Here is a 25,636-nt window from a genome sequence, read left to right as displayed (position 1 = left end):
CGGGCGTTTACCAGCGCTCGCCCAGCAGGTTGGGCTGGATGCCCTTGAACAGCTTGTGATTGTCCTGCGCGGCCTTGACTCCGGCCTCGAATTCGGAGCGGAAATACTTCATCGCACTGCCAAGGGGCTCGACGGCACCTGGGGCGTGGGCGCAGAAGGTCTTGCCCGGGCCGAGGAAGCTGACCAGCTGCTCCAGGGTGGCGAGATCCTCGGGCTGGCCTTCACCCCGCTCCAGGGCCCGCAGGATCTTGACGCTCCAGGGCAGGCCGTCGCGGCAGGGGGTGCACCAGCCGCAGGATTCGCGGGCGAAGAACTCCTCCATGTTGCGCAGCAGAGAGACCATGTTGATGCTGTCATCCACCGCCATGGCAAGGCCCGTCCCCATCCGGGTGCCGACCTTGCCGATGCCGCCGGCATACATCTGGGCATCCAGGTGTTCGGGCAGCAGGAAGCCGGTACCGGCGCCGCCCGGTTGCCAGGCCTTGAGGCGATAGCCGGGTTTCATTCCGCCGGCGTACTCCTCGAACAGCTCGCGGGCGGTGATGCCAAAGGGCAGCTCCCACAGCCCCGGGTTGTTCACCTTGCCGGAGAAGCCCATCAGCTTGGTGCCGTGATCTTCCGAGCCGGGCAGGGCCAGCCCCTGATACCAGGCCACGCCGTTGCCGATGATGGCGGGCACGTTGCACAGGGTTTCGACGTTGTTGACGCAGGTGGGCTTGCCCCAGACGCCGGAAACGGCGGGGAAGGGGGGTTTGGCCCGCGGGTTGGCGCGCCGCCCTTCCAGGGAGTTGATGAGGGCGGTCTCTTCGCCACAGATGTAGCGGCCGGCACCGGTGTGGACGAACAGCTCGAAATCAAATCCCGAGCCCAGGATGTTCTTGCCAAGGAGCCCGGCGGCCTTGGCTTCTTCCACGGCGCGGCGCAGGTGGATGGCGGCGTCCACGTACTCGCCGCGCAGGAAGATGTAGCCGCGATAGGCCTTGAGGGCCCTGGCCGAGATGATCATCCCCTCGATGAGCAGATGGGGCAGCTGCTCCATCAGCAGCCGATCCTTGTAGGTGTTCGGCTCCATCTCGTCGGCGTTGCAGAGCAGGTAACGGATGTTCATGCTCTCGTCCTTGGGCATCAGTCCCCACTTCACCCCGGTGGAGAAGCCTGCGCCGCCGCGCCCCTTGAGGCCGGCATCCTTGACGGTGCTGACAATCTCGTCCGGGCTCATCTGGCCCAGCGCCTTGCGGGCGGCCTCGTAGCCCTGCTTGGCCTGGTACTCCTCGAGCCAGACCGGCTGGCCGTCGTCCCGCAGGCGCCAGGTGAGGGGATGCGTCTCGGCAGCGCGGGGGATGCGGTTGGCGGTGCCGAGGGAGGCGAGAGTCTTGCCTGGCTGGATGCTCATGGGTAAGCCTCCAGGGTCTTGAGCAGGCTGACGGCGTCGAGCCCGCCATAGGTGTCGTCATCGATCATGATGGCCGGCCCCTTGTCGCAGTTGCCGAGGCAGCAGACCGGCAGCAGGGTGAAGCGGCCATCCGGGGAGGTCTGGCCGGGGGACAGATTGACGACCTCTTTCAGGCCGGCCAGCAGCTGCTCATGGCCGTTGATATAGCAGACCATGCTGTCGCAGACGCGAATGATGTGGCGACCCACCGGCTGGCGGAAGATCTGGCTGTAGAAGGTGGCGACCCCTTCCACGTCGCTGGCGGGGATGCCGAGCTCGGCACCGATGGCGTGGATGGCACCATCCGGTACCCAGCCGCGGGCCTGCTGCACTATCTTGAGCGCTTCGATGCTGGCGGCACGGGGATCTTCGTAGTGGTGTTTCTCGTGTTCGATGGCATCGCGCTCCGCCTGGCTCAGGACGAAATCGCCCTGCTGGCTGCTGCATGCCCCTTGCCCTTGTGGGGTCTGGTTATTGTGACACTGACATTGGCTCATGACTTGACCTTTTGTGGCTTGTCCCTTTACTGCGCGTCTCGCCCTTCGCCCCGTCTGCCGGGGCGAGAGGACTCAACGATCCACATCTGACATAACGAAATCGATACTGCCCAGGTAGACGATGAGGTCCGACACCATCTGGCCGCGGATCACCGAGGGGATCTGCTGCAGGTGGGCGAAGCTCGGGGTGCGGATCCGGGTCCGGTAGCTCATGGTGGAGCCGTCACTGGTCAGGTAGTAGCTGTTGACCCCCTTGGTTGCCTCTATCATCTGGAAGGACTCGGCGGCCGGCATGACGGGCCCCCAGGAGACTTGCAGGAAGTGGGTGATCAGGGTCTCGATGTCCTGCAGGGTGCGATCTTTCGGCGGTGGCGTGGTGAGCGGGTGATCCGCCTTGAACGGCCCTTCGGGCATGTTCTTCATGCACTGCTCAATGATGCGCAGGCTCTGGCGGATCTCCTCGATGCGCACGGTGGCGCGGTCGTAGGCATCCCCGTTCGCTCCCACCGGCACCTCGAACTCGAACTGGTCGTAACCGGAATACGGGCGCCATTTGCGCACGTCGAAGTTGAGGCCGGTGGCGCGCAGACCGCCCCCCGTGGTGCCCCAGGCCAGGGCCTGCGCCGTGTTGTAGGCGGCGACGCCTATGGTGCGGCCGCGCAGTATGCTGTTGCGCATGGCGGCTTTTTCATACTCCATCAAGCGCTTGGGCAGCCAGCTCAGCAGGTTGTCCTGGATGAGGCGGGCCCAGCCGGTGGGCAGATCGTGGGCCACGCCGCCGATGCGGAACCAGGCCGGGTGCATGCGTGCGCCCGTGATGGCTTCGATGATGGTGTAGATCTTCTGCCGGTCGGTGAAGGTGAAGAAGACCGGGGTCATGGCCCCCACGTCCTGGATATAGGTGCCAAGGAACAGCAGGTGGCTCTGGATGCGGAACAGCTCCGCCATCATGACCCGGATCACGTCGACCCGGCCCGGCACCTTGATGCCCGCCAGCTTCTCGACCGCCAGCACATAGGGCAGGTTGTTCATCACGCCGCCCAGATATTCGACCCGGTCGGTGTAGGGGATGTAGCTGTGCCAGGACTGGCGCTCTCCCATCTTCTCGGCGCCGCGGTGGTGATAGCCGATGTCGGGCACGCAGTCGCGGATCTCCTCCCCGTCGAGCTGCAGCACCAGGCGAAATGCCCCGTGGGCGGAGGGGTGGTTCGGGCCGAGGTTCAGGAACATGTAGTCCTCGTTCTCGTTGCCCCGGGCCATGCCCCACTCTTCGGGCTTGAACAGGAGGTTGTCCTGCTCCTGATCCTGCTTGACCGCATCGAGCATGAAGGGATCGAACTCGGTCGCCCGCGCCGGGTAGTCCTTGCGCAGCGGGTGTCCCTGCCAGCTCTTGGGCATCATGATGCGGGTCAGATGGGGGTGGCCGTCGAAGGTGATGCCCATCAGATCCCACACTTCACGCTCGTACCAGTTGGCATTGGGGAAGTGGCAGCTGACGGTGGGCAGATGCAGATCGCTCTCCTTGAGCGGCACCTTCAGCATGACGTCGGCGTTGCGGTCGATGGAGACGAGGTGATAGAAAACGGTGAAGTCGCTCTCGGGCAGACCGTGGCGATGGCTGCGCATCCGTTCGTCGGTGGCGCTCAAGTCGAACAGCATCACGAAGGGGGAGGGCAGCGTTTTAAGGAACCCCATCACGTCCAGCAGCAGTTCCCGGGAGAGCCAGATGACGGGGACACCGGTGCGGGTGCTCTGCACGGTGAAGCGCTCGGCGCCGAAGTGGGCGAACAGCTCGCCCACCACCTGGGCATCGGCGTGATCGACGGTTTGCCACTGGGCCATGGTGTAGTTGCTTGGGAATTCTCGAGTCAGTTTCATGGTCAGATCTCATCCGGCGTGCGCAGGTTGGTCACGTTGATCCGCTCGCCGCGCTTGCGTTCCTTCTCGGCCTGCATCTGGGGGCGATAGACACCCTGATCTCCCACTACCCAGGAGAGGGGGCGGCGTTCCTTGCCGATGGAGTCCTGCAGCAGCATCAGGGCCTGCAGGAAGGCCTCGGGGCGGGGCGGGCAGCCCGGAATGTAGACGTCGACCGGCAGGAACTTGTCCACCCCCTGGACGACGGAGTAGATGTCGTACATGCCGCCGGAGTTGGCACAGGCGCCCATGGAGATGACCCACTTGGGTTCGAGCAACTGTTCATAGAGGCGCTGGATGACGGGCGCCATCTTGATGAAGGGGGTACCGGCGATCACCATGAAGTCCGCCTGGCGCGGTGAGGCGCGAATGACTTCGGCGCCGAAGCGGGCCACGTCATGGGGGGAAGTGAAGGCGGTACACATCTCCACATAGCAGCAGGAGATGCCGAAGTTGTAAGGCCAGAGGGAGTTCTTGCGGCCCCAGTTGACGGTGTCTTGCAGCACCTCTTCGAGACGCCCGATCATGATGCCACGGGTCGCTTGCTGCGCCAGTGGATCATCGACGGTCTGGCGCTGTTCCTGGGGGTAGCGCTCGACGGGCGCATCCGGGTCAATCCGGGTCAGGGTGTACTTCATGGTGCAACCTCAAAGAGATAATCGGTAGTTCAGTCTGGTTTCTTGTCAGTCAGGACACGCTTTTTCGGCGCCCAGTCGAGGGCGCCGATGCGCCACAGGTAGATGAGGCCTACCAGCAGCAAGGTGATGAAGATGGTGGCTTCGATGAAGCCGACCCAGCCGCTTTCCCGAACGGACACGGACCAGGCAAAGAGATAGAGCGCCTCGACATCGAAGATGACGAAGAACATGGCGACCAGATAAAACTTGGCGGAGAAGCGCAGGCGGGCGTTGCCCACGGAATCCACGCCTGACTCGAAGGGTTTGTTCTTGGCTCGGCCATAGGCACGACCCCCCAGCAGGGCTGCCAGACCTATCATGATAAGGCAGATGCAGATGGCGCCAATGACATAGACAGCAAAAGCCCAATGCTGGACGGCAATATCAGCAAACATATAGGTTTTCCCTAACCAAATTAATCATGTGACTTAACAATGGTGTTACGTAGTATGCCACTTTCATACTGATTTACATGCCATTTCAGCGGATTAATTATTAATCATCAGAGGGAAAATCGCGTTTTGCTAGCGGGGTCAATTTTCTCATTTGAGAATCGTTTTCAATCGTTTTTGAGAGGCCCCAAAAACAGGGAATGTTTGAAAAGAGGGAGGTGTCGCAGGAGAGAAAAGACCCCGCATGGCGGGGTCTGTTTCAGGGTTTGAGGAGGGGCAGGGCCTGTTCCGCCGCTTTGCCCTGGGAGAGCACGATCTCCACCCGCCGATTGGCCTGGCGGTGTTCCGGGGTGTCATTGGGATAACGGGGCTGGGTGTCGGCCACCCCTTGTGCAATGACCCGTCGCGAATCCAGCTTGGGATTGGTCAGCAGGGTGTGGACTATGGTGGCCGCCCGCAACACCGACAGCTCCCAATTGTTGCGATAGAGTTCCACCGGCGCCTGGGAGTTGTCGGTGTGGCCGGTGACCACCACCATGCCGGGGATATCGGCCAGGACGTCGGAGACCTTGTTGACCAGGGGGATGAACTGGGGTTGCAGGAAGGCCGAGTCCGCCGGGAACAGGGTCTTCTCGCCGATGCGGATCACCAGCTGGCTGCCAAGCTGTTCTACTTCGATCTCCTTGGATTCGATCTGGCTCTTGAGCTGCTGCTCCAGCTTCTGCTTGGTGCTGATGGTCCAGTCCTGCTCCTTGGTCTTGTGGGGCCAGGATTCGGTCGCACTGGGCTTCTCGGACGATCCTATGGTCTCGTTGAAGGGATCGGAGGCCGATGCAGGAGCTTCGGTGTCGAGCACCTTTTCCTGCTGCGACGTACCCGGGGTGGTCTTGGACTCGGGCTCCAGGATACCTGTGCCCCCCTGCATCACGGGGGAGCCCGCAGGCAGCGAGACCAGGCCTATCTTGCCGAGCGACTCGATAAAGCCCTGTATCAGTACCCGGGTCTCCGACTGCTTGGCCATGGCGAACGAATAAAGCACCACGAACAGGGCGAACAGCAATGTCATGAAGTCGGCATAGGAGACCAGCCAGCGCTCGTGGTTCTCCGGCGCCTCAGCCTTTTTCTTTTTCGCCACCGTGGCCTCCGAGGTAGGGTTCAAGGGTCACTTGCAGCCGCTGTTGTGACTCGCCGTCCACGATGCAGAGGATGCCGGTCAGGGTCATCTCCTTGTAGTGGCGGATCTGGTGGGCGAAGCCCTTGTAGCGGTTGCCAAAGGGCAGGAAGATCAGGTTGGCGGCACCAACCCCGTAGATGGTGGCGATGAAGGCCACCGCGATGGCGCCCCCCAGTTTGTCCGGTGCATCCAGCAGCCCCATGGCGTGGATGAGGCCAAATACGGCCCCGACGATCCCCATGGTCGGGCAGTAGCCGCCCATGGCTTCATAAAATTTGACGGTCTGTTCGAGATCCTCCTGCTCGAACTCGATCTCGTTTTCCAGCACCTCGTGGATCTTGGTCTTCTCGTAACCGTCCACCATCATCTGGACCCCTTTCTTCAGGAAAGGATCCTTGATGTCGTCGATCATCCCCTCCAGCGCCAGCATGCCGCTGCGCCGCGCATTGCCTGCGAGGGTTTCCAGCAGCTGGGCCTGTTCCAGCATGTCGAGACGCAGGGGAGAGATGAGCCACTTGAAGCGTTTGAAGGTCTTGCCGACCACGGAGAAGGGGAACTGGGTCAGCGCCGCCCCCACGGTCCCGCCGATGACGATGAGGAAGGCGGGGAGATCGAGCAGGGCACTGGGATGCCCCCCCTCGATGATGTTGCCACCCAGGATGGCAGCCAGGGCCAGCAGCAAACCAATCAGACTCATGTGTCCATATTCCCTATGCGTTGTTTGTGGCTAGTGTAGCCACTTAACTATCAGTTTTTCAAAACGATATCCAATCGGTGAGCAAATATCCGGGGGGGAAGATCGACCAGGTCATCTCCCTCTTTTCTACCCGTAGGGGTCATGGGGGCTGCCATAAAATGGGAGCCGCATGCCATTTGATGGAGCACCACAATGGCTCCGACTACCGGTAGGCTCTGCACGAGGATATTGGCAGGATCCTGACGTGGATCTCGCTGTCAGCCCCAGTGTGATGATCCTATCCTGCTCCTCCCTTGGCTGCGCTGGCATGGGTATGCACTTTAAAATGGCTGGCGTTTGATATCAGCCAAGGCACGGTACTTTTGCGGCCGATTAGGCATATTCGGATAGCGTTTGGATCTGCACCTTGTCACGGGATACCACCACCTATTACTCGTAGTGGCTATATTTTGATAGTTTGCTCATTAATTGGGCTGACATATCGGGTTACTGGCGGGACCTTGGTAACCCCAAGGTGTATGGAATAGAACCAAGAGTGAGGAACATATGAAGCCTTTTGCAAAGTCATTGCTGGCTGTTTCGATTAGCGCTCTGTTGTTTGGCTGTGGTGGCGGTGATTCGACTGACAATAGCGGCACACCTAGTACCGACGACGGGGGGACGGACAATCCCCCTGTGACTACCGTTCAGTTAAAGGTTCAGGCCATTGATGGCGTGCTCAAGGGCGCGCGCGTATGGGTGGATCTCAATCGCAATGGCCTCCAGGATGAGCAGGAGCCAACAGGCACCTCTGATGACCGGGGTCAGGTGCTGTTTACTCTGACAGAGGAGCAGGGAAACGCGCCCATCTATGTGATGGCCATTCCTGGGGAGACGGAGGATCTGGAGCGTGGGCCCATCGAGACAGCCTTCACCCTGGCTGCACCAGCCAACAGTGGTACGGTGCGGGTCGTCAGTCCGTTGACCACCCTGCTGTTCCTGGAGATCGCCAAGACCAGTGATCCGGCGCAAGCCAGGGTGGCGCTGGCCAACCGACTTGGCATTGACCCGGATATGTTGGAATCCAATTTCATCGAACAGGACAATGGTCTGGTCGCATTTATTGCCAAGAGCATCGTCGACGCGTTGCCTGCAACGGGCTTGCCCATCGATGCGACCAAACAGGAGACGATGCGGTTGATGTTGAATGCCAGTGCCAGTGACGCGGCAGCCATCTATGTCAAGCTGGGAAGCGTGCATGAGGGGGCAGAAGGCTTGCCCACCCTGAAGCGCGAGATCGATTACAACACTCACCAGATCGTTTTTAGCGTGGAATTCGCGACTCGCAAGGTGGTTGATGGCAAGGCAGTTAGCCAGGGGATCAAATATTACTGGGACAGCATGGCCAACGACTATGAGAGGCTCAATGGCGATCCCCTCGTTGCCACCGTCTGGACACTGGAAGAGCGTCAGTTGGGCGACGGTACAATAGAGCGCCATTCGACCTGGGAAAAGGATTTAAACAAAGATGGCGTGCGTCATTTCAAGGGGCAATTGCTGAGCTTGGGTACGAGTGAACACTGGACAGAGTACTATGACGAAGGCTCCAATTGTGATGAGTCGGCTGTGGGCTGTGTCGATAATGGTCGACACTACGATAATACCGATCTCAGGGCCGCCTTGGCCGCGAAGGATTACAGCACCATCGATTTTGTTCAGGTATCGGACAAGATGGCAGTGACGGGCGGACATGATATCAAGATGGTTGAATACACGCCTGATGCCCCTACCCAGGACTGGTTCAAGCCGTTATCCCCCGGCACAGCTGGCTACAGTCGCCTGGAGCACAGGGTCACGGACAGCGAGGGCACTAGGGTCATCTTCGAGCATGACTGGCATGCGGATGGTTCGATCAATCAACGCGAGTCTCTGCTGACTCGTCTTGATGGCTCGACGCGTTTCGCGTCGGGCAAGATAGTCTGGGCTAATCCGTTGGGCGATGAGTTTGAGGAGTATGCCGATTACAACACCTTTGGTCCCACGAGGACTTCCTACTGGTATGACACCGTCACCGATAGGATTCATACCGGGGTTAATCTGCAGACATTGACTATCGAAGGGAAGCGCTATCTGCTGGATGAAGATAACCAGATAAAATTGAGTGACAGCGCTCATCCTGAAGGTTACCTGTTCAATCAGTATCGGGTGGAGCAGCAGGATATATCGGCCGATGAGCGCCACATCTATGTGACGTGGGATCATAGGGTTCAGCAGGGCTACGAAGCCCTCAATCAGGACAGCTCTGGCCAGGAGTTCAAGGTCATGCTGCGTCACAAGGGAACTGGTGATGCGATGGACGGCTGGTGGATTGGCCATGACTTTGCAGAGTGGAACTCACGCGAGATTGCGGATTTACCTGACAAGATCCTGAGCTTGCGTGCGCAAGGAGTCAGCTTTGGTCAGATCAACGCCGACAATCTGCCGGGGTTGAGTATCTACGACCAAGCTGCACTCGACGGCCCGCTGTTCAAGACAGGCACAAAGCGCTATCTAGTGACCAATGACAGCTGGCTGGGGGGATCTGGTACTCAGAAACTGACGTTCAATGGTATGCTTATCGATGATCCGGATCAGGACCTGTTGCTGCATCTGGATGGCGGAATGATGTCCCTGGTGCTGCTGAAAGGGAATGAGCCGACCCCTTGCACTTGGTGGACATGCTGGGAGCAGCGCTTCAGCCAGATAGATACCATTAATCCGGTGAAGGGCATAGTGACCTTTCGGCATGGGGTGGATGATCCCACCACAACCCTCTATCTGAGGGAGGAAGATGCTGACGCAGCCCTAGCGACGCCTTGAACCCAAAGTCAAAATAAAGGAAAAGGGCCTGCCTTGCGACAGGCCCTTTTCCTTTATTTGGCGGTGAGGGAGGGATGATTCGCCACAGCGTGGCTCACCCCTTCGGGGCGGCCTGCGACCGTTCATCGCAGCAAGCTGCTCTGTTCGAACCCGACGAGGTTTCTCACCCTCCCTCCATCGGCATCGGATGTTGCCATGTCACCAGATGCAAAAAACCGACCATCAGGTCGGTTTTTAAAATTTGGCGGTGAGGGAGGGATTCGAACCCTCGATACGTTGCCGTATACACACTTTCCAGGCGTGCTCCTTCAGCCACTCGGACACCTCACCAAATTTTTATTTCTTGAAGTGGCTTTCGGAGCACGCTGCGCGTGCATCTTGCCGACTTCGTCGGTGGGCAGCCTCTCGGTCACCTCACCAAATTTTGGTCTGTGGTTTAACGTGTTCAGCCAACACGGTGTTCGTTGCGCCGTTGCGCTGGAACGGGGCGTAATTTAGGGGAAAGGGCTGCCGGGGTCAACCTCTTTTCCCCTTATTTTTCATAATCTTTATCGAATGCCTATCCCTTGAACAGAATGCCGTTTTTTTGAACCCGATCAGGGCTTGTCGAGGATGATCAGGCTGTCGGGCAGCTCGTTCTGATCCCGGGTCGCCGGAAACGCATCCGTCAGGATGGCGCTGGTACGCTCCACGCACTCGAGGAAGCCCTGTTCGACCTCCTTGTTGCGCACCCGCACCACGAAGTCGTCGATGATTTCTTGCCACTGGGCGTTGTCGATGTGCTGGGCGATGCCGTCGTCCACCAGGATCTCCACATAGTGTTCCGCGACCGAGACGAAGATCAGCACCCCGAGCCGGTCGCGGGTGCGGTGCAACCCCTGCTCGATAAACTGCAGGCGGGCCATCAGGGCAGCCCTGTGCTGGCGTACCTTTTTGGGAATGAGCCGCATCTTGATGGGGGTCCAGTGGAACAGCAGGCTCAGCAGCAGCCAGACGGACCACTGCACCAGCAGGATCTCGTACCAGCCGAGCCAGAAGCCGAGCTGGAACACCAGCAGGGGGGTGAGCATGGCCAGCAGGGCGGCCCACAGGGTCGGAATGTAACGGTAACCATCGCTGGCCGGTGCCAGCACCGTCACGAGTTCGGCGTCCGTGGCCTGTTCGGCCTGGCGCACCCTGGCCTGCAAGGTGTGATAAAACTGTTTTGAAATCATTTTGTTGTCTCGTTTCCCTGATTACCAACCGCCGGAGGCGCCGCCGCCACCGAAACTGCCACCACCACCGCTGAAGCCGCCACCGCCCCCGAAGCTGCCACCGGAGCGACCGGTGCCAAATCCACCGGCCAGATAGGCGGCGCGGCGTCGGCCACGACCGCCCCCACCGCCGCCCCCGCGCAGGTTGTGCAGCACGATCATCACAATCACCACCAGGATAAAGAGCCAGGGGCCCCCGAGTTTCTCCTCCTTGCTGGCGTTGTCCACGGGCTGATACTCCCCGGCCAGGGCCTGCATGATGGCCTGGCTGCCGGAGACGATGCCGTCCACCATGTTGCCCCGCTTGAAGGCGGGCAGGATCCGGGTCTGGATGATGTTCGCGGCGATGGCGTCGGGCAGGGCGCCTTCCAGGCCATAACCCACCTCGATGCGCACCTTGCGCTCGTTCTGGGCGATGAGCAGCAGGACGCCGTTATCTTTTCCCTTCTGGCCGATGCCCCAGTGGCGACCGAGCTGATAGCCGTACTCCTCTATGGTCTCGCCATCCAGGCTGTCGATGGAGACCACCACCAGCTGGATACCGCTGCGCTGCTCGAAGGCGGCCAGTTGCTGGGTCAGCTGGTGGGCCTGCTTGCGGGACATCAGGCTGGCGTCATCCACCACCCGCCCGGTCAGGGCCGGGAAGTCGGGAGCGGCATGCAGCGCCGTGGCCCAGCACAGCAGGCAGAGCGTCAGCCAGCGTTTCATCAGGCTCATTGGAAGCTGACCTTGGGCGCCTCATCGGCACCGGGCTTGGCGCTGAACGTGGGCTTGGCCTCCAGATCCGAGTAGAGCAGCTTGGACCAGATGACCCCGGGGAAGGTGCGGATCTCGGTGTTGAACTGGCGCACTGCCTCTATGTAGTCCCGTCTGGCCACCGCGATGCGGTTCTCGGTGCCCTCCAGCTGGGCCTGCAGGGTGAGAAATTGCTGATCCGCCTTGAGGTCGGGGTAGCGCTCGACCACCACCATCAGGCGGGAGAGGGCGCTGGAGAGCTGATCCTGGGCCGCCTCGAATGCCTTGAGCTGGGAAGGGTCGCTCGCCTGCACGCTGCCGACCCGGGCCCGGGCATCGGTCACGGCCTTCAGGGTCTCCTGCTCGTGGCTGGCATAGCCCTTGACGGTGGCCACCAGGTTGGGAATGAGATCGGCCCGGCGCTGGTACTGGTTCTCCACCTGGCCCCAGCTCGCCTTGACCTGCTCATCCAGGGTCGGAATGGTGTTCACACCGCAGCCGGTCAAGCCCAGCAGCAGGGTCAGGGTCAGGGTCAGGGTCAGCAGGCCGCGCAGGGGCCCGCGCCAGAGTGCAGTAGCCATCTTGTTGTTCTCCATTGAAATTTCCAGCATTTATCGGTTCACCATAACAGCTTGTGGTCAGCCCTCACAACGTGCGGGCAACACGGGGGGACGGTAGCTCATCGACACCTTGGGCAACTGGGGCTTGTCCTTGATCCAGGAGGCCAGCTCCTCCCCGCAGCCGTTGCCGGGGGGGATGGGGGCCTGGGGCTGGCAATCCGGGCTGTTCGCCGGGCAGCGCAGCCGCACGTGAAAGTGGCTGAAGTGGCCGACCCAGGGGCGCAGCTTGGCGACCCAGGCCTCGCCGGGGGCCTGCTTGCACACCTCGGCCTTGATGACGGGGTTGATGAAGATGCGCGCCACCTCGGGCTGATCGGCCGCCATGTGCAGCAAATTGAGCTGCCGGGGGCCGAAGCGGCCGGGCAGCATGCGGTAGCTGGGCTCGTCGATCAGCGCCCACTCCCTGGGGGCATCCTGCTCCCATTTGCTGATGGGTCTGTCGGCCATCCGGAACCAGATGTCCGCATCGAGGCCGGTCTGGTGGCTGCGATGGCCGGAGGTGAAGGGGCCGCCGTGCATCATGGCGAGATCGGCGATATAGAGATCCGGCATGCCCGCCAGCCTGGTCCGGTTGGCCAGGTGCTGCAGATAGTGGATGAGACTCGGGTGGCCGTAATAGCGCAGCCGTTTGCTGCGGATCACCTGATAGCCCGGTCCTTCCAGCGGCAGGGCCACGGCATTTTTCAGACAGCCGGCCGAGTAGCCGCCGATGGCTTCGGCATAGAGGGCGCTGGTGGTGAATAGCAGGGCGGTGGCGAACATGGGACTCCCGGTGATGACGCCCGGTGCGGGCTCAGACAGCCCCAAGCATACCAAGAGTGCCCGCCGGCCGTCATCCGCGCCGCCGTGTCGGTTGCAACCTGCGGCCCGGCTCGCGCACAATGCGCGGCAACGCAGTGACGGCAGACCGTCTGCAACCATATGAGGAGAATTGGAGATGAGAGTCAGTGAGCTGGCAACGCGGGCAGGGGTGAGCTGGCTGATGCCCCCGGCACGGCGTTTCTACGGGATCATGAGCGTGTTGCTGCTGGCGAGCCTGGGCACTGTGGTGGCCGCGCTCTGGCTGGGCTATCCCGAGATGGGGCTGCTGCCCTGGGTCGGCCTGGTGTTTGGCGGCATCGTGTTGGTGATGATGGTGTTGCCGCGCAACTGGCAGCGCTGGCGCCTGGCGGAGATCGCCTGGGATGAGCATCACCTCTACCTGCTCAACGGCGGCGAGGACAGGGCGCTGGCCCTGCCGAGGGCGGTACTGGTGGGTATCACGCGGGATCGCAAGGTGGGCCACGATGGCCAGTGGCTCGACTTCAGCCTGGATCTCGGACTGGATGACACTGCACTGGCCGACGCCACCACCCTGCTGGGACTGGGCCGGGAAGGGACCCATGAGACGGCACCCGGTGTCTATCGCTTCGGGTTTAAACGGGCCTGGCACAGCCGCCGCGCCCTGGACAGGGTGCTGGCCACGCTCTACCCCGTCTGACTATTTTCTCGACAACTTTCTCGACAACGCGTGCCAAAGCTCAGATACTGCGTCTGATTCGATTTGATCTTTTCTGCTCCGATAATCCAAGAGATCAACGACTTGGAATACGAAGCGGGAAGCGCCACGGCATGATGCCATGGCTGGTCCGGCCTGGGGGTTGTGCCCTTACTCCCAGATCGGTGGATGCATAGATAAGGCACCTTGAATCGAGAGTGGATGGCATGAAGATTTACGTAGGTAATCTGTCGTACCGGATGACGGCCGACGAACTGACAACCGTGTTCAGCCAATTTGGGCAGGTAGACAAGGTCGATATCATCATCGACCGGGATACCGGTCAGTCCAAGGGATTTGGCTTCATTGAAATGCCTGTGAACGGGGATGCCGAGAAGGCCATTGCCGAACTGCATGGCACCGAGGTAGGCGGCCGCACCATCACGGTCAATCAGGCCAAACCGAAGACAGATGCACCCCGTGGTCGCCCCCAGCGCCATCGTTGAATCGTCTCGATAACGCAAAACGGCATGGAATCTTCCATGCCGTTTTTGTTTTCAGGGTCTGGGCAAGACTCAGGGCACGTCATACCCCAGGGCCGCCTTGCGGATGCGGAACCACTGCTGGCGGTTGAGCTGGATGGACTCGGCCGCCACGGCGGCGGCGATCCGCTCCCGCTTGCCTGAGCCGATGAGGGGCAGCGGTTGGCTCGGCAACATCATGACCCAGGCGTAGACCACCTGCTCGATCTGCTCGGCACCCACCTCCTGGCGGATCTGCTCGAGCTCGGCGCGCAGCGGGCCATAGGCGGGATCGTTGAACAGTCGTCCGCCCCCGAGGCAGGACCAGGCCATGGGCTTGATGCGCAGCTGCTGGCACTGATCCAGGGCGCCGTCCAGGGTGCCCTCCTGGTGCAGCGGCGAGATCTCCAGCTGGTTGGTCACGAGCGGGAAGGGCAGGCGGGACTGCAGCAGGGCAAACTGGTGGGGCGTGAAGTTGGAGACCCCGGCATGCTTGATCTTGCCGGCCTGCTTGAGGCTGATGAAGGCCTCGGCCACCTCGTCGGCGTTCATCAGAGGATCGGGGCGGTGGATCAGCAGCAGATCCAGGTGATCGGTGCCGAGCTTTTGCAGGGAGGCCTCGGCACTGGCGACGATGTGCCCCTTGCCGGTGTTGTAGTGGTTCAGCGCGTGCGCCGGGTTGGCGGTGAGGGCGATGCCGCACTTGCTGACGATTTCCATCTTGTGGCGCAGGGAAGGCTCCAGGCGCAGGGCATGGCCGAAGGCCTCCTCGCACTGGTAGCCGCCGTAGATGTCGGCGTGATCTATGGTGGTGACCCCGAGATCCAGGTGGTATTTCATCAGATCCAGCAGGGCGGCAGGGGAGAGCTGCCACTCCATCAGGCGCCAGTAACCCATGATGAGGCGGGAGAAGGTGGGGCCTTGATCGTGCAGGGCCAGGCGGGATACGGACATGGTGATTCCTCTACGGATAAAGAGACGGATAAAAGTGCTGCCAGCATCTTGGTCTCTTCCGGTGGACAAGGCAATAATGCGCCCTTCTTGATTTCGAACTATGGTTCTGGCCGACAGACGAGCCCGGGCCTGCATGCCCGAGTGATGAGAGAGCGATGAGAGAGGTTGTGATGGAAGGATTTGCCACCAGGCTGCAAAGCCTGATCGGGGAGGGGAGCGTCAGCGCGTTCGCCCGCAAGGTGGGGTTGAGCGAGGCGTTGATCCGCAAGTATCTGAAAGGGGCCGAGCCCGGCCTTGGCAAGGCGAACCAGATCGCCATGGGAGCGAATTGCTCCCTGGAGTGGCTCGCCACCGGCTGCGGTTACCTCTATCGTCAGGCCGAGGTGGTGGACAGGGACGCCCTGGCGGCGGCAGGGGCCCTAGTGCAGGAAAAACTCCCCGGCCAACCGATGCCGGACGAGGCCCAGCTGGTGACCCTGCTCGCCTATTACCAGTTCCTGCGCAGCCACAAGCAGGCCGACGGTTTTCTGGATCTGGCGCGGGCGCGGGAATTTGGCCGCCACCTGGCGGAGGCCTGAGCCGGAGGCTGCGTGCGGCAGCCCGCCGTTCTTCTGATACCCTCTAAGCAGTGAATACATCCAAGGACACGCAGATGAGCTATCTGATCCTGGGCAGTGGCGGACTGGGCTGTGCGCTGGCGCACGAGCTCGCGGAGCGCGGTGAAGCGTGGTTGCTGGCGGGCAGGCAGTTGCCGAAGGGGCTGGATCCGGCCTGCTACTTCCCGTTGCAGGAGGTGGACCCGCTCTCCTTCGAGGCCCTGTTCACCCTCTACGATGGGGACTCCCTGCCCACCGTGGTGATCAACACCATAGGCCTGCTGCACGATCTCGCCCACATGCCGGAGCGGCGGGTGGAGGAGGTGACCCCCGAGTGGCTGGAGGAGAGCCTGCTGGCCAATGCCTGGCCCCACCTGGCCCTCGGCGCCAGCCTGAGCAGGCTGATGACCCCAGAGAGCCGGCTCTGGCTCTGCTCCCTCTCGGATCTGGCGGGCAGCCTGGCGGCCGCCGATCGGAGCCCGGTGCGCCGCTACAGCTACCGGATGAGCAAGGCCGCCCTCAACATGGGGGCCCGGATCCTGGCGGGGGAGTGGGCCGAACGTTTCCCCGGTGCCGGGGTCATCACTGTGCATCCCGGACTCATGGACACCCCCATGCAGCAACCCTTCCGGCAGGAGATTGGCGCTGCCCAGTTGCAGGATCCCGCCCGGGTCGCCAGCCGCCTGCTGGACCTCCTGGGGACGCTGACGCCGGCACACTCCGGCTGCTTCGTGGACTTGCAGGGCAACCCCTTGCCCTGGTGAGCCGCCGGGCTCACATTCCCGTCTCCCTTCCCTTGCCAGCCGGGTTCCGGCTGGTTAATGTCATCGTCCTGCATCAGGAGGATGACATGCGCTATATCGATTTGCGAAGTGATACGGTGACCCGGCCCACGGAGGCCATGCGCCAAAGCATGCTCCATGCCGAGGTGGGGGACGATGTCTACGGGGAAGATCCCACCATCAATGCGCTGGAGCGCCGGGGGGCGGAGCTGCTCGGCAAGGAGGCGGCCCTGTTCGTGCCGTCCGGCACCATGTCCAACCTGCTGGCCATGATGAGTCACTGCCAGCGCGGAGAAGGGGCCATACTGGGGTCGGCCTCCCACATCTATCGCTACGAGGCGCAAGGCTCTGCCGTGCTGGGCTCGGTGGCCCTCCAGTCCGTGCCCACGCAGGCCGACGGCACCCTGGCGCTCGAAGACGTGCGGGCCGCCATCGCCCCCGATGACGCCCACTTCGTCCAGACGCGCCTCGTCTGCCTCGAAAATACCCATAACGGCAAGGTGCTGCCGTTGTCCTATCTGCGCGAGATGCGCGCCCTGGTGGACGAGCACGGCCTGCGACTGCACCTGGACGGCGCCCGTCTGTTCAATGCGGTGGTGGCGAGTGGCGAACCGGTCGCGGCCATCGCGGCCCCCTTCGACAGCGTCTCCGTCTGCCTCTCCAAGGGGTTGGGGGCGCCGGTGGGTTCCCTTCTGGTGGGCAGCTCTTCCTTCATCGCACGCGCCAGGCGCCTGCGTAAAATGTTGGGCGGTGGCATGCGCCAGGCAGGGATCCTGGCCCAGGCCGGCCTGTTTGCCCTGGAGCAGCACGTGGCACGGCTGGCGGACGATCACCGCCGCGCCCGGCGCCTGGCCGAGGGGTTGGCCACCCTGCCCGGCATCGTGCTGAACCTGGGGGAGGTGCAGACCAACATGGTGTTCCTGCGCCTGGCGAAGGGGGAGAGTGCAGAGCTGCTCGCCTTCATGAAGGAGCGCGGTATCCTCTTCTCCGGGTACGGAGAGCTCAGACTGGTCACCCACCTGCAGATCACCGACGACGACATCGACGAGGTGATCGATGCGTTCACCGAGTTTCTGAACGACTGAACGCGGTTATAGCCGCAAAGAGCAAGGGCGCCATCGGCGCCCTTGTTGCATTGGTTTCCCGGATCAGCCCTGGCGCTGGTTGGTGATCAGCATGGCCTCGTCGGTGGCGTCGTAGATCATGATGGCGAGGTGAGTGACCTCGCCGGTGAAGTCGGCCAGGGGGACCAGGGTGAGGTTCTGGTACATGTAGGGGGCCGAGCCCGTGATGGGGCGGTAGTTGGAGAAGCGCAGCAGATAGGGGCGCTGCTCCCAGGTGCTGAAGGCGCGGTTGTTGAGCTTGAAGACCATGTTGGCCTTGCGCTCGAACCAGGCCTTGTCGACATCGGGGAAGAGCTCGAACAGCCCCTGATCGCGCACCTCGCTGGCCAGTCGGCCGCTGTGGCTCTCCATGAAGCCGTTCCACACCTGGATCCGGTATGCCTTGTCGAGCACGACCAACCCCACGTCCAGGTTCTGGACTATGTTCATCAGCCAATGAAATTCCCGAATTTCCATGGTCACTCCTAGAGCAGGTGCTTGATGTTGTTATTGTTGCTGGCGATGGGACCAAATCGCTAGAGCATATGCATGATCTTGTTGTTCATGGTGGCGATGGAATCTTCGGTAAACAGCAGCAGCAGATCGCACTGCACCGCGTAGCCCTGCACCCGGTAGTTGATCTCGATGGCCAGGGTACGGCGCCAGCGGCTCTGGTTGGTGCGAATGAGTTCCTGGATGGGCCTGTGCTGGCCGAGCACCACGGGATGGCCCTGGCTGAAAGGGGTGTCGAGCTGGTTGGCATAGCCGCGCAGGAAGGCGCCGATCAGCACGTTGGCCGTGTCCATCAAGAGCTCCAGCTCGGCGCCGTGATCCAGTGCCCCCTGATGGTTCATCAGCCGCGCCAGATCCTGGAAGCTGGCGTCGTGGAACAGCAGGAGCGCCTCGCCGGCAATGCCGGCACCGATGAAGCCCTGGCAGACCGCAGAGAGGGTATCCGACTCGGCGGCCGCGGAGAGGGCCATGTGCAGCTCGGAGACTTCCAGCACGTTGACGTTCGGGATGGGAAGCTGGACGAAGGCGTCGAGCAGGCGAGCCAGCAGATCCGCCCCCTGGCCCATGGCGACGTTGGCAAGCTCCTGATAGACATCCCGCAGCTCGGGGGTGAGCAGGGCCGGAGCGGGGCTTGGCTGGTGGTCGCTGGCGGTCAGGGAGGGGAGAACGGGGGGCTTCTCCGCCGGCTGCCACAGGCCGTGGCGCTTGAGCAGGGTCAGCAGGGCCTCGGGGGACGCCGGTTTCTTGATGAAGTCGAGGGCCCCGAGCGCCATGACGCGCTCATGGGCCTCCGGCTGGATGTCCCCGGAGACGACGATCACCTTGCTGCGCAGCCCTTCCCGCTGGAGGGTTTCGAGCACGCCGTAGCCGTCCATCTCCGGCATGGTGAGATCCAGAAAGATGAGATCCCCGTGGCCCATCAGGATCTGCTCCACCCCCTCCAGGCCATCGGCGGCCTGGTGCAGGGTGACATGCCAGTCGGCAGGGAGGGCACGCATCAGCTGCTTGCGGGCGAACCCTGAGTCATCACATACCAATACATTCATAGTGTTAGCCGACCTGTGCAACGAAGGTTGCGCTAAGTGTGGGTCATCAGCCGTCAGATGCAACGGGCAGCGGCAGGGCCGGCAAGAATTGATCGTCCCGCTGATGGGTGCGATAGCGCACGGAATATTTCTCGACGAAATCGGCGAACATCTTAACACGCAGCGGAGTGAACTGGGGCTGGCAATGGAGCATGTAGAAGGGGCGCCTCCCGGATTGCCAGTCCGCCAGCACAGGGACCAGCTGCTGGTCCTGCAGGAAGGGGTGGACGTAGTGCAGCGGGGCATTGACAATGCCGAGGTGACGGCGGGCCGCCCGCACTGCGGCCTGGGTCTGGTCGATGCAAAGGCGTGGCGTGCGCTTGATGCAGACCGTCTGCTCGTCCCGGCCGCTCAGCTGCCAGTACTGGTGAGGCCAGCAGTAGATGAGTGCGTGATCTTCCAGCTGGGCAGGGTGGGACGGCACCCCCATCTTCTCGAGATAGAGGGGGGAGGCGAAGAGGCCGTATTCGATGTGCCCGAGGCAGATCGCGTTGGGCAGGGTCTGGGAGAGCTCGCCGTTGAAGAACACCAGATCCCTGTCCTGATCCGCATGGGGGGCATGGTCATTGGTCTGGCGGATGTCGAACTGCACCCCGGGATAGCGCAGGCCGAAGTCCGCCAGCATGTCGACCAGGATGGTGTTGGAGAGGGCGATGGGGGCGGCGAGGCGGATGAGGCCGCTGATGTCGGTCTCCTCGCCCCGGATCTCGCCGGTCGCCTGCTCGATTTCGGCCAGCGGGGTGCACAGGCGTTCGTAATAGCGCAGCCCCTCGTCGGTGAGGCGCAGCTTGCGGGTGGATCTGTGCAGCAGGCTGCATCCGAGCTGTTCTTCCAGTTGGGAGATCCGGCGACTGATGGTGCCGGTCGGCATGCCCAGGGCGGCGGCGGCGTGGGAGAAACCGCCCTCTTGCACCACCTTGACGAACAGATAGAACTCTTCGATGTACTTCATAAGCGGTTTAGGGGGTGTGCTGGCTGTAACAGGCCAGAGACCTTATGAAGTGTCACCAGGCTTGGCAAGCGCAATCCGGCGTTTAATTGATCTGGATTAGATTCGACTCCCGCTGGTATTGATGCAGCAAATGGACAAAATCGGCGGGGGGCCTGTCCAGGCTGTTGTCCGGCACCAGCAGATCGTAGCCGAGGAGATCCCGAAGCCGGGTCATCCGGTTGCCGAGCATGGCGATCACCCCCTCGTAGTGGTGGCCCGACGGGGAGCGAAAGCGGCTCTCTTCCAGCAGGCCTTCTCCCAGCAGGCCGCCACCGCAGCCGCCGGTGGGGCAATCGGGCTGCTCGCTGTTCATGGCCTGCAACAGCACAGCGCGCTGCTCGGTCAGCAGGCGCACGGCGAGCCTGGGTGTGATCAGCGTCAAAAAATCATCGTAATCTTTTATCTTCAAACCTATGTAGGGCAGGTCCACGAGATCCCACCCGGAATGGATGCGTGGTTGGTCAATTCGCTGAATATTTCTCCACTTCAGTATCCAGCCACCGTACTTGTGGTGGTATTGCAGACAATCCTGACACAAAGAGAGACTAAAATGAGGCTCACCCAGCTTCAATGCTCCGACAAGAATTGTCATCAGTCCCGCCAGGAGGAGGGAAATCGCGGGCATTAGTAGTTGTTCACTGAGAAAAAAAAGTATAAAAATCATAGCAATGGTTATCACCATGCCCAACAATACCAGTGTGAGTCCATTTCTCCTGACCATGGGTCTCACATGCAGCGTTTTCATATGATTTCGGCCCTTTTTTTACATGTTTGTTACCAGATTATGGGCCGAAACGGATTTTGTACCAGCGGGATCGCGTCCGAGCGGCGTGGTGATGGCTGGTCCGGCCATGAGTTTTTCAGCATGAATCATCACTCAACATGAATACGCTAGACGAACGCCAGCTCACCGTGATGGATGTACTCCATACGCCCGTCTGGGTCTATGACATCCAGCGCCATCATATTTACTGGGCCAACGGCTCGGCGCTGGGGCTGTGGGAGGCGAGTTCGCTGGCCGAGCTGCAGTCCCGGGATTTCTCCTCCGACATGGCCGCCGCCATCGATCTGCTGCTGCAACGCTATCTCGGCGATTTCCAACAGAATCGCAGCTACAACGAGTGGTGGACCCTCTCCCCAAAGGGCGTCAAGAAGCAGGTCTACCTGCGTCTTTCCGGCATCCAGCTTGCCGGGCGTCAGATGATGATGGCGGAAGCGGTCATCGATGCGGACACCCTCTATCAGGAGTCCTCTCTCGCCACCGGCGACACCCTGGCCTGCCTGTTTGACAACCTGGGCGTGCTCGAGAGCGGCAACCACCACTTCGACATGTGTTTCGGAGATGGTATCGGCAGCCTGGACCAGGTCTTCTCCGGGGCGGACGATGCCTTCTATCACCGCCTCTCCCGCCTGGATGAAGTGGTGGCCGAGGGGGAGTGCCGGACCCTCAAGGGGATGCGCTGGTTCCAGTACCAGTTTCGCCACATCCAGCAGGGCGCCCGGATCCTGCTGACCATGCGGGACATCACGGACCGCAAGCTCGAGGAGTTGGAACACCGCCACCTGGCCTGGCACGACTCCCTCACCGGACTGCTCAACCGCTACGGACTGATGAAGTCCCTCGAGGCCTATTGCGGCCTGGGGGGACGCTTCGCCCTGGTCTTCATGGATCTGGACAACTTCAAGCTGGTCAATGACAACTATGGCCACAAGGCCGGGGATCGTCTGCTGGAACGGGTCGCCGGCCGCCTAAAGCAGATCTGCCCCCGGGACGTGGAACTGGCACGTCTCGGGGGAGATGAATTCACGGCCCTGGTGCCTCTCAATCAGGCAAGCGAGCGGGCCCAGGAGGTGGCGGACCTCATGCTCTCCCAGATGAGCAAACCGCTGCAGTTGAGCGGCGTGCCCGAGGTCACCATAGGTGGCAGCATCGGCATCGCCATCTATCCGGACGATGCCGATGACGGGGACAACCTGATCACGCGCGCCGACATGGCCATGTACCAGGCCAAGCAGATGGGGCGCCTGCGCTGGCAGCGCTTCACCCCCAGCATGCAGCAGAGCCTGCACCGCAAGCTAACCCTGAAGCAGTTTTTGGCCAAGGCCGTCGGCCGGGGGGAGCTGAACCTGTGTTACCAACCTCAGGTGGATGCGGTTCAGGGCCGGGTCATCGGCTTCGAGGCCCTGGTGCGTTGGTACAACCCCGTGCTGGGACATGTGTCGCCGGGGGAGTTCATCCCCCTGGCGGAGGAGATGGGGCTCATCCGTGAGATCGGCGGCTGGGTGCTCTCCACCGCGCTGGCCCAGATGGGGGAGTGGCAGCGCCAATGGCAGGTGCGGGTGCCGGTGTCGGTCAATCTGTCGGGCTTCCAGCTCTCCTCCGACCTGCCCGAGCTGGTGGCCCGGCAGCTCGAGGAGTTCGCCGTGGAGGCAGAACTGCTGACCCTGGAGCTGACCGAGACGGTGCTGATGCTGGACATGAAGGGAAGCATCGAGATCCTCGATGCCCTGAGCGAGCAGGGGATCAAGATCGCTATCGATGACTTTGGTACCGGCTACTCTTCCCTGGCCTATCTCAACCGACTGCCCATCGACACCATCAAACTGGATCGCTCCTTCGTGGTCGGCCTCAACCTGCCGGTGATCCGGGCCACGGTGGCCATGGCGACGAGCCTGGGGCTCGGGATCCTGGCGGAAGGTGTGGAGGACGAGCACGAACTGGCGGCGCTCCAGGCCCAGGGGTGTCACGTCTTCCAGGGGTTCCTGTTCAGCCAGCCCATGACCCCTGACGCAGTGGCGTCGGCGGGGTTCGGCGTCCAGTGCCGACTGGGGCATTATCCCCTCGCAAGCCGTTGAGAACCTTGCCGATAAATGTGCGGCATGTCCCATTTATGAAGCGGGAGATGCCAAATTAAACATAATTAATCGAATATTTGTCTCGAATCATGGGATTCGTTGGACGTTATCGCTAGTATGCGCGCTCATTCCTTGGTAACGGAGTATCACCATAATGAGTCAAGCCGCAGTGAACGAGCGTCCGGCCAATACCGGTGGCTGGTTGAACCGCTTTCTGAACGGGGTCGAGAAGGCGGGCAACAAGCTGCCGGATCCCGCCATGTTGTTCCTTTATGCCCTGCTGATCGTCTGGGTCGGCTCCTGGATAGGCTCCCAGTTCACCTTCGATCTGGTCAATCCCCGCACCGGGGAGGCCGTGGTCGTCAACAACCTGCTGACCGGGGCGGGCCTGGCCGAATTCCTCTCCAGCATGGTCACCACCTTCACCGGTTTTGCCCCCCTTGGCATCGTGCTGGTCGCCATGCTGGGTGTCGGGGTGGCCGAGCAGTCCGGCTTCATCAACACCGGGCTCAAGAAACTGCTCAAGGTCACGCCGGCGCGCTTCCTGACCCCCATGCTGATCCTGGTGGCCATCGTCAGCCATACCGCAGCCGATGCGGGCTACGTGCTGGTGATCCCCATCGGTGGCATCATCTTCCACGCGGCGGGTCGTCATCCGCTGGCGGGGATTGCCGCCGCTTTTGCCGGCGTCTCCGGCGGCTTTGCGGCGAACTTCCTGCCCTCGGGCGGTGACGCCCTGCTGCAGGGCTTCACCCAGTCCGCCGCCCAGTTGCTTGACCCCGACTACATGGTCAATACCCTGTGCAACATCATCTTCACCGGCGCCTCCTCCCTGCTGATCATCTGTGTGGGCTGGTTCGTCACCGAGAGAATTGTCGAGCCGCGCCTCAAACAGGTGCCCCTCAACGAGGATCTGGAAAGTGCCGACGAGATGGGGCGCTACAGCGAACGAGAGAGCCGTGCCTTCAACTGGGCCGGGTTCGCCATGCTGGCGGCCGTGGTGCTGCTGGGGCTGGCCCTGTCTCCGGGTGACTCGCCGCTGCGGGCACCGGATGGTTCCCTGACCACCTTCGCCGCCCCGGTGATGAAGTCCATCGTGCCCCTCATCTTCCTGCTCTTCATCCTGCCCGGCATCGTATACGGCTTCGTGGCAGGCAGCTTCAAGAGCGGCAAGGACGTGATTGACGCCATGTCGGCCACCATGAACAAGATGGGCTCCTACATGGTGATGGCCTTCTTCTGCGCCCTCTTCATCAAGGCGTTTGGCGACTCCAACCTGGGAACCCTGCTGGCGCTCTCGGGCGCCGAGGTGCTGCACGCCCTGGCGCTGCCGGGGGAGGTGACCATCGTCGGGATGATCCTGCTCACCGCCACCGTCAACCTGGTGGTGGGGTCGGCCTCCGCCAAGTGGGCCCTCATCAGCCCGATTCTGGTGCCCATGTTGATGGCGGTCGGTATCTCGCCTGAGCTGACCCAGGCTGCGTATCGCGTGGGCGACTCCGCCTCCAACATCATCACCCCGCTGATGGTCTTCTTCCCCCTGGTGGTGGTCTATTGCCAGCAGTATGTGAAAAGCACCGGCATCGGCACCCTGGTCTCCATGATGCTGCCTTATTCCCTGGCCTTCCTGGTGAGCTGGACCATCTTCCTGCTGGTCTACTGGGGGCTGGGCTTCCCGCTCGGGTTGCAGGCACCCTATGTGTATCCGGCCCCCTGAGGGCGGCGAGGGGCCTTGGGCCCCTCGATTTTTTTGGGTACAGTGTGGCCTCCATTGTGGAGGTACCATGAACCCGACCATCGATCTCATCCTTTCCCATCGCTCTATTCGCCAGTTCACTTCGCAGCCCATCACCGCAGAGCAGCTCGATCAGATCCTGAGTGCCGCCCAGAGCGCCGCGAGTTCCAGCTTCCTGCAGGCCAACAGCATCATCCGGGTTACCGACAAGGGGCTGCGCACCACCCTGGCCGAGCTGGCCGGCCACCAGGCCTACGTGGCCGAGGCGGCGGAGTTTCTGCTGTTTTGTGCCGACTACCAGCGCCACAGCCAGATCGTCCCCGAGGCCCAGACCGGGTTTGTGGAGCAGCTCCTCATCGGCGCCATCGACGGTGCCCTGATGGCCCAGAATGCACTGTTGGCCGCCCAGTCCCTGGGGCTGGGGGGGGTCTACATCGGCGGCATTCGCAACAATCCGGCCGCGGTGAGCGAGTTGCTGGGGCTGCCCCAACAGGTGATACCGCTGTTTGGCCTTTGCCTTGGCCACCCTGCCCAGCAGCCGGAGCAGAAGCCCCGCCTGCCCCGGGCGCTGGTGGTGCATGAGAACCGCTATCCGGCGGCCCTGGATCGCGCCCTGCTGGCCCAGTATGACCAGCAGATCCACGACTACTATCAGGGGCGCAGCAGCAACAACAAGCAGCAGACCTGGAGCGGGCAGATCAGGGCCATCCTCGGCAAGGAGGCCAGGCCCTTCATGCTGGGGTTCCTGCAGTCGAAGGGTTTTTGCCTCAAGTAATGGGGGCGGCGGGCGA

Annotated in this window: 25 protein-coding genes, 1 tRNA gene and 1 other RNA gene; 9 read left to right on the top strand and 18 right to left on the bottom strand. The window is 61.9% G+C overall.

Annotated features, from left to right (window positions below):
- Positions 1-7 precede the first annotated feature (7 nt).
- The 7 genes from nuoF to I6L45_RS18005 all read right to left on the bottom strand — a co-directional run bounded on the left by nuoF (position 8) and on the right by I6L45_RS18005 (position 6,786).
- Entirely contained in the window at positions 8-1,393 is a 1,386-nt protein-coding gene (gene nuoF, locus I6L45_RS18035) for an NADH-quinone oxidoreductase subunit NuoF (protein ID WP_210549984.1), read from the bottom strand.
- Positions 1,390-1,929 carry an NADH-quinone oxidoreductase subunit NuoE gene (nuoE, locus tag I6L45_RS18030; RefSeq protein ID WP_254204345.1) on the bottom strand — a complete coding sequence of 180 codons (540 nt, stop codon included), beginning with the start codon at positions 1,927-1,929 and terminating at the stop codon, positions 1,390-1,392. The genes nuoF and nuoE overlap by 4 nt, the downstream gene beginning before the upstream one ends.
- A 72-nt stretch (positions 1,930-2,001) precedes the next feature.
- Complete coding sequence (gene nuoC, locus I6L45_RS18025; protein ID WP_302054814.1) at positions 2,002-3,771, bottom strand: NADH-quinone oxidoreductase subunit C/D; 1,770 nt, start codon at positions 3,769-3,771, stop codon at positions 2,002-2,004.
- Between the two features lie 38 nt (positions 3,772-3,809).
- Positions 3,810-4,484 (bottom strand): NADH-quinone oxidoreductase subunit B family protein, encoded by a 675-nt coding sequence (locus I6L45_RS18020; RefSeq protein WP_043759954.1) that lies wholly within the window; start codon positions 4,482-4,484, stop codon positions 3,810-3,812.
- Positions 4,485-4,513: 29 nt separating this feature from the next.
- Positions 4,514-4,918 carry an NADH-quinone oxidoreductase subunit A gene (locus tag I6L45_RS18015; RefSeq protein ID WP_043759955.1) on the bottom strand — a complete coding sequence of 135 codons (405 nt, stop codon included), beginning with the start codon at positions 4,916-4,918 and terminating at the stop codon, positions 4,514-4,516.
- 256 nt (positions 4,919-5,174) lie between these two features.
- A complete protein-coding gene (locus I6L45_RS18010) occupies positions 5,175-6,050 on the bottom strand; it encodes a flagellar motor protein MotB (protein WP_043759957.1) in 876 nt (291 codons plus the stop codon).
- Positions 6,028-6,786 (bottom strand): flagellar motor protein, encoded by a 759-nt coding sequence (locus I6L45_RS18005; protein ID WP_025327212.1) that lies wholly within the window; start codon positions 6,784-6,786, stop codon positions 6,028-6,030. The genes I6L45_RS18010 and I6L45_RS18005 overlap by 23 nt, the downstream gene beginning before the upstream one ends.
- 546 nt (positions 6,787-7,332) lie before the next feature.
- Here I6L45_RS18005 and I6L45_RS18000 point away from each other — a divergent pair.
- The gene (locus tag I6L45_RS18000) at positions 7,333-9,624 is read left to right on the top strand and encodes a hypothetical protein (RefSeq protein ID WP_216982841.1); all 2,292 of its coding nucleotides are present in this window, start codon (positions 7,333-7,335) and stop codon (positions 9,622-9,624) included.
- A gap of 58 nt (positions 9,625-9,682) precedes the next feature.
- Here the strand turns inward: I6L45_RS18000 and I6L45_RS17995 are convergent.
- From I6L45_RS17995 to mepA, 6 genes are all read right to left on the bottom strand, one after another.
- Positions 9,683-9,811, bottom strand: a non-coding RNA gene (locus tag I6L45_RS17995) — RtT sRNA.
- A gap of 55 nt (positions 9,812-9,866) precedes the next feature.
- Positions 9,867-9,954 (bottom strand) — tRNA-Ser (locus I6L45_RS17990).
- A 266-nt stretch (positions 9,955-10,220) separates the two neighbouring features.
- Entirely contained in the window at positions 10,221-10,838 is a 618-nt protein-coding gene (locus I6L45_RS17985) for a TPM domain-containing protein (protein WP_134695030.1), read from the bottom strand.
- Positions 10,839-10,859: 21 nt separating this feature from the next.
- Positions 10,860-11,594: a YgcG family protein gene (locus I6L45_RS17980; protein ID WP_216982840.1), complete on the bottom strand. Its 735-nt coding sequence runs from the start codon at positions 11,592-11,594 to the stop codon at positions 10,860-10,862.
- Positions 11,591-12,208, bottom strand: coding sequence for a LemA family protein (locus I6L45_RS17975; protein ID WP_216984242.1), 618 nt, complete (start codon positions 12,206-12,208; stop codon positions 11,591-11,593). The genes I6L45_RS17980 and I6L45_RS17975 overlap by 4 nt, the downstream gene beginning before the upstream one ends.
- A gap of 42 nt (positions 12,209-12,250) precedes the next feature.
- The gene (gene mepA, locus I6L45_RS17970) at positions 12,251-12,994 is read right to left on the bottom strand and encodes a penicillin-insensitive murein endopeptidase (RefSeq protein WP_216982839.1); all 744 of its coding nucleotides are present in this window, start codon (positions 12,992-12,994) and stop codon (positions 12,251-12,253) included.
- A gap of 175 nt (positions 12,995-13,169) precedes the next feature.
- Between mepA and I6L45_RS17965 the strand changes: the two genes are divergently transcribed.
- Both I6L45_RS17965 and I6L45_RS17960 read left to right on the top strand, forming a co-directional pair.
- Positions 13,170-13,712, top strand: coding sequence for a hypothetical protein (locus I6L45_RS17965; RefSeq protein ID WP_216982838.1), 543 nt, complete (start codon positions 13,170-13,172; stop codon positions 13,710-13,712).
- A gap of 257 nt (positions 13,713-13,969) precedes the next feature.
- Positions 13,970-14,215, top strand: coding sequence for an RNA-binding protein (locus I6L45_RS17960; protein WP_043759970.1), 246 nt, complete (start codon positions 13,970-13,972; stop codon positions 14,213-14,215).
- A 69-nt stretch (positions 14,216-14,284) separates the two neighbouring features.
- On the opposite strand, the gene I6L45_RS17955 is transcribed toward I6L45_RS17960, so the two are convergent.
- Positions 14,285-15,184 carry an aldo/keto reductase family oxidoreductase gene (locus I6L45_RS17955; RefSeq protein ID WP_216982837.1) on the bottom strand — a complete coding sequence of 300 codons (900 nt, stop codon included), beginning with the start codon at positions 15,182-15,184 and terminating at the stop codon, positions 14,285-14,287.
- A 170-nt stretch (positions 15,185-15,354) separates the two neighbouring features.
- Between I6L45_RS17955 and I6L45_RS17950 the strand changes: the two genes are divergently transcribed.
- The 3 genes from I6L45_RS17950 (at position 15,355) to ltaE (ending at position 17,647) form a co-directional block, all read left to right on the top strand.
- Positions 15,355-15,762 (top strand): XRE family transcriptional regulator, encoded by a 408-nt coding sequence (locus I6L45_RS17950; RefSeq protein ID WP_216982836.1) that lies wholly within the window; start codon positions 15,355-15,357, stop codon positions 15,760-15,762.
- Positions 15,763-15,836: 74 nt separating this feature from the next.
- Positions 15,837-16,544 (top strand): short-chain dehydrogenase, encoded by a 708-nt coding sequence (locus I6L45_RS17945; protein WP_216982835.1) that lies wholly within the window; start codon positions 15,837-15,839, stop codon positions 16,542-16,544.
- Between the two features lie 86 nt (positions 16,545-16,630).
- Positions 16,631-17,647: a low-specificity L-threonine aldolase gene (gene ltaE / locus I6L45_RS17940; RefSeq protein WP_216982834.1), complete on the top strand. Its 1,017-nt coding sequence runs from the start codon at positions 16,631-16,633 to the stop codon at positions 17,645-17,647.
- 63 nt (positions 17,648-17,710) lie between these two features.
- Here the strand turns inward: ltaE and I6L45_RS17935 are convergent, their stop codons facing one another.
- From I6L45_RS17935 to I6L45_RS17920, 4 genes are all read right to left on the bottom strand, one after another.
- Positions 17,711-18,142 carry a PAS domain-containing protein gene (locus I6L45_RS17935; RefSeq protein WP_167576586.1) on the bottom strand — a complete coding sequence of 144 codons (432 nt, stop codon included), beginning with the start codon at positions 18,140-18,142 and terminating at the stop codon, positions 17,711-17,713.
- A gap of 59 nt (positions 18,143-18,201) precedes the next feature.
- Positions 18,202-19,224, bottom strand: coding sequence for a response regulator (locus I6L45_RS17930; protein ID WP_210549993.1), 1,023 nt, complete (start codon positions 19,222-19,224; stop codon positions 18,202-18,204).
- A gap of 46 nt (positions 19,225-19,270) precedes the next feature.
- Positions 19,271-20,215, bottom strand: coding sequence for a LysR family transcriptional regulator (locus I6L45_RS17925; RefSeq protein WP_043759984.1), 945 nt, complete (start codon positions 20,213-20,215; stop codon positions 19,271-19,273).
- Positions 20,216-20,297: 82 nt separating this feature from the next.
- On the bottom strand, positions 20,298-20,999 hold the full coding sequence (locus tag I6L45_RS17920; RefSeq protein WP_216982833.1) for a DUF2982 domain-containing protein: 702 nt from the start codon (positions 20,997-20,999) through the stop codon (positions 20,298-20,300).
- Positions 21,000-21,169: 170 nt separating this feature from the next.
- Between I6L45_RS17920 and I6L45_RS17915 the strand changes: the two genes are divergently transcribed.
- The 3 genes from I6L45_RS17915 to nfsA all read left to right on the top strand — a co-directional run bounded on the left by I6L45_RS17915 (position 21,170) and on the right by nfsA (position 25,620).
- Positions 21,170-23,110 (top strand): bifunctional diguanylate cyclase/phosphodiesterase, encoded by a 1,941-nt coding sequence (locus I6L45_RS17915; protein ID WP_216984241.1) that lies wholly within the window; start codon positions 21,170-21,172, stop codon positions 23,108-23,110.
- Between the two features lie 154 nt (positions 23,111-23,264).
- A complete protein-coding gene (locus I6L45_RS17910; protein WP_216982832.1) occupies positions 23,265-24,827 on the top strand; it encodes an AbgT family transporter in 1,563 nt (520 codons plus the stop codon).
- A 67-nt stretch (positions 24,828-24,894) separates the two neighbouring features.
- On the top strand, positions 24,895-25,620 hold the full coding sequence (gene nfsA / locus I6L45_RS17905) for an oxygen-insensitive NADPH nitroreductase (protein WP_216982831.1): 726 nt from the start codon (positions 24,895-24,897) through the stop codon (positions 25,618-25,620).
- Positions 25,621-25,636 lie beyond the last annotated feature (16 nt).

The sequence above is a fragment of the Aeromonas sp. FDAARGOS 1415 genome, assembly GCF_019048365.1.
GTDB classification, from domain to species: domain Bacteria; phylum Pseudomonadota; class Gammaproteobacteria; order Enterobacterales; family Aeromonadaceae; genus Aeromonas; species Aeromonas taiwanensis.
Note: the sequence above shows the minus strand (reverse complement) of the source record. Positions and strands in the feature narration are given on the sequence as shown.

What these genes read in the sequence shown, in the direction of transcription:
- I6L45_RS17920 (WP_216982833.1), bottom strand. Translation starts at nt 20,999, where the DNA reads ATGAAAACGCTGCATGTGAGACCCATGGTCAGGAGAAATGGACTCACA.
- I6L45_RS18015 (WP_043759955.1), bottom strand. Translation starts at nt 4,918, where the DNA reads ATGTTTGCTGATATTGCCGTCCAGCATTGGGCTTTTGCTGTCTATGTC.
- I6L45_RS18000 (WP_216982841.1), top strand. Translation starts at nt 7,333, where the DNA reads ATGAAGCCTTTTGCAAAGTCATTGCTGGCTGTTTCGATTAGCGCTCTG.
- I6L45_RS17980 (WP_216982840.1), bottom strand. Translation starts at nt 11,594, where the DNA reads ATGAGCCTGATGAAACGCTGGCTGACGCTCTGCCTGCTGTGCTGGGCC.
- I6L45_RS17915 (WP_216984241.1), top strand. Translation starts at nt 21,170, where the DNA reads ATGGATGTACTCCATACGCCCGTCTGGGTCTATGACATCCAGCGCCAT.
- I6L45_RS17910 (WP_216982832.1), top strand. Translation starts at nt 23,265, where the DNA reads ATGAGTCAAGCCGCAGTGAACGAGCGTCCGGCCAATACCGGTGGCTGG.
- nuoE (WP_254204345.1), bottom strand. Translation starts at nt 1,929, where the DNA reads ATGAGCCAATGTCAGTGTCACAATAACCAGACCCCACAAGGGCAAGGG.
- I6L45_RS17965 (WP_216982838.1), top strand. Translation starts at nt 13,170, where the DNA reads ATGAGAGTCAGTGAGCTGGCAACGCGGGCAGGGGTGAGCTGGCTGATG.
- mepA (WP_216982839.1), bottom strand. Translation starts at nt 12,994, where the DNA reads ATGTTCGCCACCGCCCTGCTATTCACCACCAGCGCCCTCTATGCCGAA.
- I6L45_RS17935 (WP_167576586.1), bottom strand. Translation starts at nt 18,142, where the DNA reads ATGGAAATTCGGGAATTTCATTGGCTGATGAACATAGTCCAGAACCTG.
- I6L45_RS17975 (WP_216984242.1), bottom strand. Translation starts at nt 12,208, where the DNA reads ATGGAGAACAACAAGATGGCTACTGCACTCTGGCGCGGGCCCCTGCGC.
- I6L45_RS17960 (WP_043759970.1), top strand. Translation starts at nt 13,970, where the DNA reads ATGACGGCCGACGAACTGACAACCGTGTTCAGCCAATTTGGGCAGGTA.
- I6L45_RS17925 (WP_043759984.1), bottom strand. Translation starts at nt 20,215, where the DNA reads ATGAAGTACATCGAAGAGTTCTATCTGTTCGTCAAGGTGGTGCAAGAG.
- nuoC (WP_302054814.1), bottom strand. Translation starts at nt 3,771, where the DNA reads ATGGCCCAGTGGCAAACCGTCGATCACGCCGATGCCCAGGTGGTGGGC.
- I6L45_RS18020 (WP_043759954.1), bottom strand. Translation starts at nt 4,484, where the DNA reads ATGAAGTACACCCTGACCCGGATTGACCCGGATGCGCCCGTCGAGCGC.
- I6L45_RS18005 (WP_025327212.1), bottom strand. Translation starts at nt 6,786, where the DNA reads ATGAGTCTGATTGGTTTGCTGCTGGCCCTGGCTGCCATCCTGGGTGGC.
- ltaE (WP_216982834.1), top strand. Translation starts at nt 16,631, where the DNA reads ATGCGCTATATCGATTTGCGAAGTGATACGGTGACCCGGCCCACGGAG.
- nuoF (WP_210549984.1), bottom strand. Translation starts at nt 1,393, where the DNA reads ATGAGCATCCAGCCAGGCAAGACTCTCGCCTCCCTCGGCACCGCCAAC.
- I6L45_RS17950 (WP_216982836.1), top strand. Translation starts at nt 15,355, where the DNA reads ATGGAAGGATTTGCCACCAGGCTGCAAAGCCTGATCGGGGAGGGGAGC.
- I6L45_RS17930 (WP_210549993.1), bottom strand. Translation starts at nt 19,224, where the DNA reads ATGAATGTATTGGTATGTGATGACTCAGGGTTCGCCCGCAAGCAGCTG.
- nfsA (WP_216982831.1), top strand. Translation starts at nt 24,895, where the DNA reads ATGAACCCGACCATCGATCTCATCCTTTCCCATCGCTCTATTCGCCAG.
- I6L45_RS17945 (WP_216982835.1), top strand. Translation starts at nt 15,837, where the DNA reads ATGAGCTATCTGATCCTGGGCAGTGGCGGACTGGGCTGTGCGCTGGCG.
- I6L45_RS17955 (WP_216982837.1), bottom strand. Translation starts at nt 15,184, where the DNA reads ATGTCCGTATCCCGCCTGGCCCTGCACGATCAAGGCCCCACCTTCTCC.
- I6L45_RS17985 (WP_134695030.1), bottom strand. Translation starts at nt 10,838, where the DNA reads ATGATTTCAAAACAGTTTTATCACACCTTGCAGGCCAGGGTGCGCCAG.